The following is an 11,570-nucleotide window of genomic DNA, read 5'->3' on the forward strand; positions in this document are numbered from 1 at the left end:
GGCCCTGAGTTCATCTCAGAAGCCCTGCAGGCGTTCTGTGCAGGGTCGGTCGGGATCTCCTACATTCCGCCCGGCACACCGTGGAACAACGGGTTCATCGAGTCGTTCAACAACCGGTTGCGCGACGAGTGCTTGAACCGCAACTGCTGGCCCACCCTGTTGGAGGCCCGTGTGGTCATCGGCGACTTCAAGGCCGACCACAACCACCGACACCGGCATTCGGCACTGGGCTACCGGACCCCGGCCGAGTACGCTGCCGGATGCACCCACCAGCATCACCCCGTGGGCTGCGAGATCGACTGACGATCACAACAAGGAACTGGCTCTAGAACTGCCTGGACCGGTTATCGGGGACCTGCCACAGGAACGTTCGGATCGTGTATCGCGTTGTCGGACCTGTTGCGATCCACTGGTCGACGTCGTGTTGCGTGCAGGTCTCGATCGTGCGTCCGTAGGTGGACCTCAGCCAGCTCAGGAACTTGACGGTCTCGGTGATCTCTTGTTTGGCCGATCGCACCGATGGCTGGGTATCGCCGCCGGCATCGGCGATTGCGCGAATCCGCCGCAGATGGTGCCACGTCGCGAAGTGGCGAGCGGGCCGGGCAACCTCGGTCGGCAGGTCGATCAGCTTGTCATCGATCCATTGTTCGAAGCGTGGCAGCCACCGGTCTCGGGGAGGCAGTAGGCCGTGGTATTCCATCAATGTCCGCAGATGTTCTGCTGCCCGACTGGGTAGGGCGTCTAGGCCTTCGTGCGTGGCGGCGATGGCGCCGGTTCCTAGCCCCTTGAGCAGTTCCTGGACTTTCGGTGACCGCTTCCAGATCATCGTCGACTCGGGTCGCTTAGCGGCGCATAGCGCGTCGACGAGGCCGCTGAGGATTGGGTCGGACGGCGGCCCGCCCATGATCTCGTGTAGGTCGTCCCGGACGGCGCAGCGAGCGCATATCGTCCCGCGGTGGTGACCGGACTCCTCGCCGCAGCGGCTGCATCGAAAGTCGTCGACGATACCTGCGCACGGCCCGCACACCGGGGTGCCGTCGGGCAGGGGTGGTCCAGGTAGAAGTCGTTCGACGCCGCATACCGGGCATGTTCCGTGAGTGTGGATCGCGGTGAACCAGCAGGTGAAGCAGATTCGGCCTTCGGGCCAGTGTGCCTGCGTCCGGGTGGTCGATCTGCCGCACCGGTCGCAGACCCACGCTCCACTCGCCTGTCGCGGTCGGCCGCGTACTGGCCGATAGGGGACTAGGCCGTCAGGTTCCATCCTGTCTTCACCTCATTGCGTGGTGCTACTCGTCGAGGATGTTCGCGCGCCGCGGACGCACAGCGCGGTCCAGCCGCATGACGTTCGGGCCGGCATTGGCCGCTCGGTGGTGCTCGCGAGCATTGACGGCGGTGACTGTGAGAAGCGCGTCGGGGCCGCACCCGAAGATGTCGCACAACGCCGACATCAACTGCAGCGACACCCGCTCAGGTCGCTGGTTGACCAGCCGATACACCTGGGGACGGGACAACGAGATGTCCCGTTCTGCGAGCAAGGGGATCAAGTCCGTGGTCGTGTTCATTCCGCGCGCAGCCATCAACTCCGCCAGCCGCCACGTGTAATCGACCTTGCGTTTCATTCGGCAGTTCCCTTCGTCGTGCTGTCCAACGCTTCTTTCACGGTCCGGTCCAACACCGATCTCAATGTCGACCGACGAAATTCGTCAGATGTGAACTGATAGATTCCCGTCGTCGAGGCGTGTTCGTGCCCCATCTGGTCCTGCACGAACCTGGGATCCCAGCCATCCTCGAGTAAATGCGTGGCGTACGACCGCCGAAACGAATGCAGATCGACGCCGTCGGGGATACCCAGATCAACACAGTAGCGGCGTACACGACGAAGAAGAGTCGACCCCACCACCAGCCCGCCTCGTTCGCTGGAGAACAGATCAAGACTGTCGGGATCACCTCGGCCGTTGGCGATCCAGTCCTCGATGATCGGAGGCGTCCACCGCCACACCGTCAACACCGAACGGGGTTTCGGAGGTGACCCGCGGAACGCCTTCCCGTACCGGACCTTGCACACGCCGAACTTCCCGAACTCGCGAGCGTGGGGATTGCGGGCGAAGTCCACCAATTGCAGGTGCGTGAGCTCGTTAAACCGCAAGCCGTAGGCGTAGGCGACCTTCATCATCGCGGCGTCCCGGTAGGCCGCCTGCCAGCCCTTCCTGCTGGTCGCACCGATCCGAGCTACCTCATCGTCGGCGTACTCGAACAAGGCTTGAAGCTCGTCCTTGGTGTAAGGGCGCTTGCTCGCCCGCCCGTCGTACTCCTGGACGTGGCTCGCGGTGTTCCAGGCGGAAAAAACCTGGGCCGGGTACGCGTCGAACAGCTGCTCACAGACGCGGTCCCACCCGTAGTCAGGGTTGCTGATGTAGGAACAGAATGCCCGCAGTGTGCCGTGGTAGCCGCGCAACGTCGAGTGCATCACATGACGAACCGACCGAAGATCGGCGGAAAACTCCTCAACCATCGCCGGTGTCCAGTTCCACGGCTCCTCGTTCGAATGCTCGATGAACCTCTGCACGCAGCGCACTCGCCGATCGATTGTCGAGAACTGCAAGTTCCTGGACAGCTGCTGGTTCCGCCACCCGTCGAGCATCAGCTCGACGACACGCTCCTCCGGCCGCAGAAGCGGCACAGATTCAACCAGATGTACTCGGCCAACCTCATCGATTCGCATCGGAACCTCCACCAGAAACGGTTTCATCTGATGATTCAATGATGCATCCAATGAGACGGCAGGTCAATACCCGCAGGTCAAAATGACAACGAAATCGATCAAGACCGGGCAACTGCCCACGCGACTCATGGGGTCTCGCCGGAAGGCGGCTGGCCTAACCGGTACGTATCCGCTGGTCCCGACGCCATAGAATGAACGAAGCGCCCGGGCATGGGGGAGCCGCAGTGATTCATCTGTTGCAATACGCAGGGTTCTACATTACATAATGTTTCTTATCGGCATACAAACGACAAGCGCCGATCGCCGAGGTTGGCGACGACTGTAAATGATCGCCGAGATTGGCGAAATGTCACCGACTTGGCGAAATTGCCGGCTGTTTTGTCGTCGTTTGACAAGAACTTGGGGCCTGACTCAGCTTCGATTGCGATGTGCTTAATACAGCTCTTTGTGTGCTTGGCGTGAGATGTGCTGTCCGCGTGCGTGTTCGGAGCTTACTACGCTCAGATGCGGGTCTGAGGTGCTACCCGACTCTAGGGCTCCGAAACGTCACAGTGACGTAACTAGCTCTGCCCGTTGTGTTGTGACGCGGGATGAGCGAACTACTCGCCAGATATTGGTCTTGCTGGTTCAGCGCGCTCTCTGGATGGGTGAGCGATTGCGGGATAGCGAACGAGCACCCATTCTAGGTGGCTCAGCTGATGTCGTACCGCGGTCCATTTTTCGCCCCGGACATGTGGATCCTTCAGAACGGCGAGAAGGTGTGTCTGTTCGGCCAGTAGCTGGCGCCTCCAGTGACCGTAGCGTTGGCTGCAGTACCGGCTGCAGAAGCAGTCACTTCTCCCGCGGGTGTGTGGCTTGAGAAGGCATGAATTCATGCATTCTGGATTCATGCATCTCATGGAAGTTGGATAGTGAGGCGAACTATCGCCGACGCGCGATAGCGATCGCGGACGGCCGATCTGATTCAGTGCCATGGCAACCTAGAAGGTGGAGCACGACTAGGTCAACTGAAAATGAATCCATCATCTACTGTGACGAGAGTGATTCAGGTGACGCAGTATGCAAAGTGTGTGTGGAATGTCTAGCTGTACGAGTGAGTTTACTGCTTCAACGGTTGGCACGCCCATAAAAAGAGCTAGAAGAATGGAAGAATCATCCTTCGCATCACGACTAGACTGATGCTATTGCAGTAGACCATCGACTGTGATTTGGCAGTCGTTCGACTGCCTAGCCGGCAGTCGCGGCTAAATTGTCAGCTCTCACGCAGGAGGTGCGCACGCCACCTATAAAAACGCCGCCCCAGCTTTTCGCTGAGGCGGCGCCATAGAAACTCTGATGCTGGGGATTGGCGTCCTTGCCAGCGTCGTTCCGCTTTTCCACGGTACACCAAGACACCGCGTTGATGCCACGTGTCCGCTCACCGTGGACCACTTACCTGGGAGCCTATATGCTGGCGCCTCTGTGTTCTACTCCACTGCCGTCTCGATCCGCCCCGAATGGTCCTCACAAGGACGTGACTGTGTCGTGGACCGATAGCCTCGGGCAGGTACATCGCCGTGCAGCGAATCGCCATGTACGCCATCAAGTTCCTTCGGAGGTTCAGATGGCGACGCGTCACCTGAACCCTGCATTGTTCGACAATGCGGGTGATGCTTTCCGGGTCGCGACACCGTTGTCCGATGCGCTGCTGATTTGTGATCGAGATCCCGAGCTGACCGAGCTTGCGGCGTGCTGCGTTACTTTCGAGTCCGATCAAAGTGTGTATGTTGCTCCTCTCTTCGCACGCTCTTGGGTAGGCAATTACTACGTCATCGGGGTTGGTAACTCACCGATACCCCCGTTCGTGAGGGATGTTTGCCTCGATATCGGCTGGCACGCGACATCTGTCGTCGTCCCGGCGAGGATCGAACTGCTCAACCTGCGGCGCTTGGAATGCGACCGGTATGGATGGGTGTCTTACGGTTGCGAGTCCACGCTGGAACGCCTCTTGGACGTGGCATCCCTAGGCCTGATGTCGATCGGTGCTCTGTGTTTGCGGGTCGACGAAAGACATCCTGAGCATGTGGAACCGCTGGTGAACTACGCGCTGTGGCACCGACTGCTGTCGGCGGATTGGACGCGGCCGATCACACTCCAGACACGAGTGACGTTATCGCCTGCGGTGGATGCGTTGTACGAACGCGTTCGGCCGGAGGCTAACGGCTGAGCGTGTCCGCAAACCGCCGTCTGGCCCAGTGCTTTGGATGCTCGAGTTGACGCTGATCAACGCATCTCCTCAAGCGACACGAGACGTTCCCGACGTCACTGCTCGGCGAAGACCCTCCGAGAGCCGAGAGCACCTCTAGAACAAACTTAAGGACTTCCATGAGAACTGCACCCAGTCTCCAATCATCTGATGCACCATCATCAGGCGCGGCGGCCTTGCCCGCGACAGTCGTCTGGACCGACGTCGACGGCGTCGAGCACCAATGCGCGGCGAATCACGCGTTGCCCAATGCGGCGTTGCTCGCAGCAGTTGTGCGCGCGTCGGTATCACAGGGACGAAGCGCAACCTCCGACAGTGAGGATGGACTCGTATCCGCACTGGGTGGCGATAGTCGCCTTGCAGATGCGGTCCTAGTCGCCGATCGGGACCCGGAAGTGACAGACTTTGCGGTGCGACCAGCTGAAGTTCGCTGGCACCTTCTACCTTCTGCGCCGACCTTCGTTGTGCCGATGCTCCAACGAACACGAGGCCGTAGGTTCAGAGTGCTGGACACAGAAACGCGCAGCAGTTCGCGCACCGCTCTCATCAGCACCATCTGTCACGAGATCGGTTGGGAATATGTGACATTCGACGAACCCTCCAAGGCGATCATGGACAACTTGCGTCATCTGAGCGTCGATCGTCATTGGTGGGTAGCGGCGGGATACGACGTGCAACTCGATCGTGTGATTCAACTCTGCAGACACGGTCGGAGCATCCAGTCATTGTGCAGCGCGCTGTGTCCCGAAGATCCCGATCGGCCAAGGGCTTTGGTCAACTATGCGCTATGGCATGAGTTCATCATCGCCGATCTGACCCAACCTCTAAATCAGTTCACAACGGTCATTGCTAGGAGTGCGCGATGATCCCCCATATCTCCGGATCGAGCGATCCCCGCATGAATAGTGTCGCTACCTGGCGACTCTCAACATACGAGCACCCGGTCGGAAAGTAGGTGGCGCCATGCCGATTTCGATTGTGAATGCTCGCGCAGGTCGAATTGTCCGAGCGTCGAGGGCTACCAGGGTCGTATGGTCGACGGCCGACGGCGTCGAGCACTACTACTCCGCGGAGCCGTCGATTCGCTCTCGCGTTCCGCACGAGTTGGCCATGCGGCGCAAGGGCCACCAACGTCAGCACGCACCCCGACACCGGGAGCATTACTGCGATGCTTCAGGACGCCATGTCTGGTGCGAGAGTGGTGCCGAAGAGTTGGCGATGCTGGTGGCGGACCGCGACTCCGAGGTGATGGATTATCAGTCGCAAGCGATCGAATTTGTGTGGCCTCTGAGCTCGGACAGGGTTTCGCATGTGATAGACCGCGTTGACTACCTGCGGGACGGTGGAATTCGGCTCGTCGATGTACATCGGCTCGATGACCCCGATTTCGTTGAGCAGGCAGACATGACCGCTGCGACGTGCGAACGGATAGGCTGGCAGTACTGCGTGTTCGACGGTCTTCCTGGTGCCATGGCCCACAACCTCACGTTCCTCGCTCCGGATCGCCATCACTGGGTAGTCGAGGGCCGCGACGACGTCTTGGAGGACGTTCTCGCCAATGTTTCGGCGCCGATTGTGATTTCGGACCTATGTCGGAAGGTGCGCCCGGGCTCGACACACATCGTTCTACCAGTTGTCTATTACGCCCTGTGGCACGGGTTGATCGATGCGAACCTGACCGAACCTCTGCGCGTCACTCAGACGCCAGTATGGCGGGCGAATTCTGAGACGCCGGAGGAATCCTAATGCTTCCCTCCCCCACCGTGTACGAGATCGGCGACACGTTCGATCTCGGCAACAGCACTTACCAGGTGGTTGGCGTGGGCCCCGATCGACTGTGCGCGCGTGACGTCGATACATCGCAAGTCATGTTCTTCACCGCATTGGACCTTCTCCCCGAGCCCGGTTTGGGCTCGTCGCCGACGGGCTTCAACCCACTTGAACCCACCACTGCGTTGCTGGCTGTGCCGGAGGGTGATCGACCCCTCGTTCAATTCTGGATGGCTCACCTCGAGGAGATTGAGTCAGGAGTTCACCCGGACAGACCGAACATTCAGGATCCCGACTACTCCCGCGATCGCTCGCGGCGTGAGCGCATCGCCGCGAAGGCCGAGGAGTTGTCCAGTGTCCGCTGGCCCGATGGTCGACACCGCGCCGTCTCACGGCGAACCGTGGAACGCAAGCAGCGCGCCTACCGCGAAAGGGGTCCTGCCGGGTTGGTGTCAGGTCACCACAGATTGGCGAAGCCAGGAGGCAATCAAGACCCGGAATTCATCAGGATTCTCGACGAGGTCCTGTCGGGGTACATCACACTCACTGACGTCCCCTTCACTGTCCTGTTCGGGCGCATCCGGATCGCCTTCCGTTCGCAGCATCCTGAAAACGACTACTGGGATGAAGAAGCACCGAATCACTATGCTTTTCCATCGTATTCGACGGTCTACCGGCTCATACAGCGACGTGGCGCACACCTGCTTGTGGACAAGCCTGCCAAGACTCGCCAGTCCGCAGCGAGCACACCGACAACGCCATATCGCCCAACGGTCGCACTCCGCCCGGGAGCTGAAACACAGGGCGATACGATGGTGTTCGATCTGTGGAGCCTGGACGAGAGTCGGCGGGCGGTGCGACCGCGATTATCAGCGCTGATCGATAAGCGGACTCGTACGCTCTCGTCGTGGATCATCACCTTGGGCGACCCGAACGGCCAAGCTCTCGGGATTATGGTGGCGGAATCGTTGGTGCCGTACCCACTGATCGACGGAATGTCAGAACGGTACAACCTGGTTAACTCACGTCTTCCAGCGCGCAAAATGATCGCTCTGGACAGGCGACTTGCGGCAGCACAGGCTCGCCCGCTTATACCTCCAGACCGGATCGTCCTCGACAACGGCTCAGCATACCGAGGCGGTGTGTTTGACGACATCACCACGGCATTCGGCATCTCGATCACCTGGTGCAATCCCCGAGCGCCCTATGAAAAAGGGATCATTGAACGATTCTTCCGCACAGTAAATCAGAGCTTCTGTGCCTATTTCTGGTCCTACCTTGGGGTTAGCCCCGAGCACCGCGGCAAGATCGCAGCAACTCAGCTAAGCATCACCATCGACATGGTGCGCGAACTCTTCGCAGAGTGGGTACTGCTGGTCTATCATTACCGGCCGCACGACAGTCTCTGCGATCCAATGACGCCCAAGCGTAAACTCTCACCGATCCAGGCGTACGAAGCCAGCCTCGCCTATGCCCCTCGATTCGCGGTCCCGCTGACTTCGCGGATGTTCTACCGCGCATATCCGGTCCGCTGGCAAAAGATCGGTGCCGATGGAGTACGCGTAGACTCGCACATCTACGACAGCGACGACGAACTCGACGACCTGCGTCATAAGCCATCCGGTGTAGTCGCCCACGGCGATCTTTGGGAGATCCGGTTCAACCCGCACAATCGCGCTTGCGTCTGGTTGCACAAACCCGACGTCGATGAGTGGGTACTTCTTCCTTGCGTACGCTACCGCGAATCCGAACTTCCGTGCTCTGATCAGTGGTGGAACAGCGATCTCGGCGACGACCCCGATCTCTACCGTCGAACTGAAGAACTGCACGCCCGTTCGGCTGATGAATCGCGGCTCCTGACCCGCAAACGTGCTGTAGAACGCGATCGCAAACGCCTGCACGATTCCACCCACCTGCCGATGCCGGCTACCAAGAACTCCGACGAAGACGAAGACGAAGACGTCGAGGGCGTCGGCAGTCTTGAGGACTCAGCCAACGAGACCCCCGCTGCGGGCGGCTATGCCGCCTCGAACAAGTCTCCGTGGTCGGTATAGACGCCATGTGCATCCAGCCCACCCCAGAGAGCACTTCTGCGAACAACAACAGATAGGGGTCTGCCCATGTCCCGCACATCCTCCAGAACGCGTCGCGCTGCCACCGCCTATGACCTCGACGGGTTACGCGCCGCTGTCAACGACGTCTATTCGCCGCCAGCCACGCTCACGCTCGGTGCCTTCAAGAAGCTCGATGGGGCCAGCCGCGACGAATGGCTGCAGAACCGAATCGCGCACCACGGCAGAAGCTTTGTCGTTCTCACCGACGCAATGGGCCAAGCCTTCACTGACATCCACCTGCTGTCGGAGATGAATCGCTATCGGCCGGACGATCGAGAGGTTTACATGATCAACGGTCCCGCAGGGCTGGGAAAGACCACTATTGCTCGACAAGTCGCGGTCAACTTTGAACGGAAGTACCGCGAACGGCACCCCGACTACCTCCGCAACGACGAGTGCCCCGTACTCATGGTTGCTACACCAGCAAAGTGCAGTCCCACCGCATTCGACAAGGCACTGCTGACCTTCCTGCACTACTCATACCCAGACATCTACAGCCACGAACGCCTCAAGAGCCGAGTCGTACACGCGTTGCACGACAAACGAGTTCAACTCGTCATCATCGATGATCTGCATCGACTCCGCTCCACCGGCAAGCTGACCCTGGAGACCGCGGATCTACTCAAAGAGTACTTTGACTTATCCGTGTGCACGTTCATCTACCTCGGTATCAACCTCACCACCTCAGGATTCTTTGAGGGAGACGCAGGACAACAGATCCTCAATCGGGGCTCCCTCCTGACCCTTGAACGCTGCGGCAATGAAAGGGGCGACCGCCAGCGCGAGTGGCGTGCCATCGTCGGTGCACTCGAGTCCAACTTGCGATTGCTGCGCCATCGGCCAGGTGCGCTGACCAGCCCACGCATGCTGCAAGAACTGTATGACCGGACGCTCGGAAGATTGGGTGCGCTGAACAAATTGCTGCAAACTGCGGCGATGTACGCGACCACCATCGAGGATGCTGACACCGCGAACCTACGTGAGTTCGGTATCATCGGCCGAGAACGAATCGATCTGCAAGTCCTTAGAGCCGTCAAATCTGTTGCCTCCGTGCAGAGTATTGAGGTTGCGAGGAAAGCCGACGAACAATGACTTCCGCCACCGAGTCGCGATCGCTCCCAGTCGCGACAACCCTGTTCCCCGAGAGTGCAGCCGCGCGAATACGATTCCTGGTTTGCGCTAACTGGCGGTGCGGGCGGACTTGTCCGCGAAGAGTGCCATGCTCTTCCCGGTAGTAACCCCAATCTCGTACTACCCGCTTGAGACGTGCGATAGCTTCATGCGCCGCCTGTGCGCAGCTAATCACATGGATCTCGATACGACCAGGCGGGCAGTTACCCAGGGCTACGGAACAATCCCCCGTGACTTACTCCCCGAAGTTGTCGCCGAACGGCTTGAGGTACTCGGACACCTCGCGCCTGGCACCATCAGTACGTGCGACGAGTCACCGAACCTCGCCATGCAAATCGGCTGTCAGGAGTGCCGACGCAGCAATCAACCTCGATGGCTGTGCCTGCAATGCGCTCACGGTGAAACCGTTCTCCAACGTCGCCACTACGAAACGATGGTGTGCCTACGCCACCGCCGATGGACTGCGCCGGGAACACCGCCCGAATGGCACACTCGAATTGACCATCCGGATCTCATTACGGCCGAGCAGAACTTTGAAAGCCATCACCTCGGTCACTGCCCCACGAATGTCCTGGCAGCACAGGAGATAGCCTCGGACTGGGGACGCCATATCGATCCGCGTATCGTCGCCTGCCGGCGCCAAGCACTACCGATCGGCCACCTTCCAGACCGCATACAAGATGCAATCATCACCTTTCCGGAGGCGGTGGCCATCATGATGGTCTTCGCCAACAGTGCGTGGCTCGATCGAATCCTTCAAGAAACCAGCGCCCACGCCGACATACGTGCCGCGGTCGACCAACGCATTCGGAATGCACTGCCCGAACGCCCGGAACGGGCGGTCGCAATGGTCATGCGCAAGATCAAGCCAGCGATAGCCCACTACTTTCACACCCAGGGGCCCTACCGCCGCTACCACGACTACCCCGCTAATCGCGCAATCCCCATCTGGCATCACGATGTCGACTTCGCCCTCACCTAGAGCCAACGCATCCGACCACGCGGACCCATCTAATCAGGTAGGTACGCTCGCCGACACTGACGCGGCCAAGTTCTTCTGGCATCAAACGCTTGGGCTTCGCGCCGACGAGATCGACACAGACTCATACACCGTGGTGTGGCTCATCTGCGATCAGTTCCACGTTTCGAGACGCAAAGCTGTCGCTCAACGAGACGCTGGTGACGTGTGCCCGGTCTGCACCAACGCAGTCCTCGTTCAAGGTGTCAATGACTTCGCGACTACCCATCCCGCACAAGCCGCGTGCTTCATCAAGCCAGGCATCTCGGGGATGCGACCCGAAACCGCGTCACAGATAACACGCGCAGTGGCGACATGGCGTTGCAGCGAAGGCCACGAGTTCGTCGCTCCCTTTGCGCAGATGGCGGCTAGGACCGGCGATCAGTGCATGTGCGGGAACCACAGTGGCTTGATCCGCGGCTACAACGACATCGCAGCGCGCAACCCGATCCTCGCCGCTCAATGGGACACCGAACGTAACGGCCTCCCAGCGTGACGGCGCTCATCGAAATTCCCCAGTGATGCTCATCTGAATTCCCCACCCGTGTGGCACCGCCAGAGTAGGCGGGC

General features: G+C 59.8%; 10 protein-coding genes. 7 read left to right on the forward strand and 3 right to left on the reverse strand.

The window, feature by feature from the left end; translation table 11 throughout:
• Positions 1-303, forward strand: a 303-nt coding sequence (locus tag A5766_RS04180) for an integrase core domain-containing protein (protein WP_156527362.1), incomplete at its 5' end; no start/stop codon positions are given.
• 22 nt (positions 304-325) lie between these two features.
• Here the strand turns inward: A5766_RS04180 and A5766_RS23720 are convergent.
• From A5766_RS23720 to A5766_RS04195, 3 genes are all read right to left on the reverse strand, one after another.
• Positions 326-904, reverse strand: coding sequence for a hypothetical protein (locus tag A5766_RS23720; RefSeq protein WP_197501321.1), 579 nt, complete (start codon positions 902-904; stop codon positions 326-328).
• A gap of 382 nt (positions 905-1,286) precedes the next feature.
• Positions 1,287-1,619 (reverse strand): helix-turn-helix domain-containing protein, encoded by a 333-nt coding sequence (locus A5766_RS04190; protein ID WP_005203177.1) that lies wholly within the window; start codon positions 1,617-1,619, stop codon positions 1,287-1,289.
• Positions 1,616-2,722, reverse strand: coding sequence for a tyrosine-type recombinase/integrase (locus tag A5766_RS04195; RefSeq protein WP_005203175.1), 1,107 nt, complete (start codon positions 2,720-2,722; stop codon positions 1,616-1,618). Before A5766_RS04195 ends, A5766_RS04190 begins: the two co-directional genes overlap by 4 nt.
• A 1,603-nt stretch (positions 2,723-4,325) precedes the next feature.
• On the opposite strand from A5766_RS04195, the gene A5766_RS04200 reads away from it, so the two are divergent.
• From A5766_RS04200 to A5766_RS04225, 6 genes are all read left to right on the forward strand, one after another.
• Positions 4,326-4,928 (forward strand): hypothetical protein, encoded by a 603-nt coding sequence (locus A5766_RS04200; RefSeq protein ID WP_064903532.1) that lies wholly within the window; start codon positions 4,326-4,328, stop codon positions 4,926-4,928.
• A 542-nt stretch (positions 4,929-5,470) separates the two neighbouring features.
• On the forward strand, positions 5,471-5,833 hold the full coding sequence (locus tag A5766_RS04205) for a hypothetical protein (protein WP_064903534.1): 363 nt from the start codon (positions 5,471-5,473) through the stop codon (positions 5,831-5,833).
• A gap of 352 nt (positions 5,834-6,185) precedes the next feature.
• The gene (locus A5766_RS04210) at positions 6,186-6,713 is read left to right on the forward strand and encodes a hypothetical protein (protein WP_064903536.1); all 528 of its coding nucleotides are present in this window, start codon (positions 6,186-6,188) and stop codon (positions 6,711-6,713) included.
• Positions 6,714-6,730: 17 nt separating this feature from the next.
• On the forward strand, positions 6,731-8,791 hold the full coding sequence (locus tag A5766_RS04215) for a DDE-type integrase/transposase/recombinase (RefSeq protein WP_197501324.1): 2,061 nt from the start codon (positions 6,731-6,733) through the stop codon (positions 8,789-8,791).
• Positions 8,792-8,857: 66 nt separating this feature from the next.
• The gene (locus A5766_RS04220; protein ID WP_064903541.1) at positions 8,858-9,943 is read left to right on the forward strand and encodes a TniB family NTP-binding protein; all 1,086 of its coding nucleotides are present in this window, start codon (positions 8,858-8,860) and stop codon (positions 9,941-9,943) included.
• Positions 9,944-10,157: 214 nt separating this feature from the next.
• Positions 10,158-10,964, forward strand: a complete 807-nt coding sequence (locus A5766_RS04225) for a hypothetical protein (protein WP_156527363.1) — start codon at positions 10,158-10,160, stop codon at positions 10,962-10,964.
• The last annotated feature ends 606 nt before the right edge of the window (positions 10,965-11,570 follow it).

This window comes from Gordonia sp. 852002-51296_SCH5728562-b (genome assembly GCF_001665475.1).
GTDB lineage: Bacteria > Actinomycetota > Actinomycetes > Mycobacteriales > Mycobacteriaceae > Gordonia > Gordonia sputi.

What these genes read in the sequence shown, in the direction of transcription:
- A5766_RS04220 (WP_064903541.1), top strand. Translation starts at nt 8,858, where the DNA reads ATGTCCCGCACATCCTCCAGAACGCGTCGCGCTGCCACCGCCTATGAC.
- A5766_RS23720 (WP_197501321.1), bottom strand. Translation starts at nt 904, where the DNA reads ATGGGCGGGCCGCCGTCCGACCCAATCCTCAGCGGCCTCGTCGACGCG.
- A5766_RS04190 (WP_005203177.1), bottom strand. Translation starts at nt 1,619, where the DNA reads ATGAAACGCAAGGTCGATTACACGTGGCGGCTGGCGGAGTTGATGGCT.
- A5766_RS04200 (WP_064903532.1), top strand. Translation starts at nt 4,326, where the DNA reads ATGGCGACGCGTCACCTGAACCCTGCATTGTTCGACAATGCGGGTGAT.
- A5766_RS04225 (WP_156527363.1), top strand. Translation starts at nt 10,158, where the DNA reads ATGGATCTCGATACGACCAGGCGGGCAGTTACCCAGGGCTACGGAACA.
- A5766_RS04210 (WP_064903536.1), top strand. Translation starts at nt 6,186, where the DNA reads ATGCTGGTGGCGGACCGCGACTCCGAGGTGATGGATTATCAGTCGCAA.
- A5766_RS04195 (WP_005203175.1), bottom strand. Translation starts at nt 2,722, where the DNA reads ATGCGAATCGATGAGGTTGGCCGAGTACATCTGGTTGAATCTGTGCCG.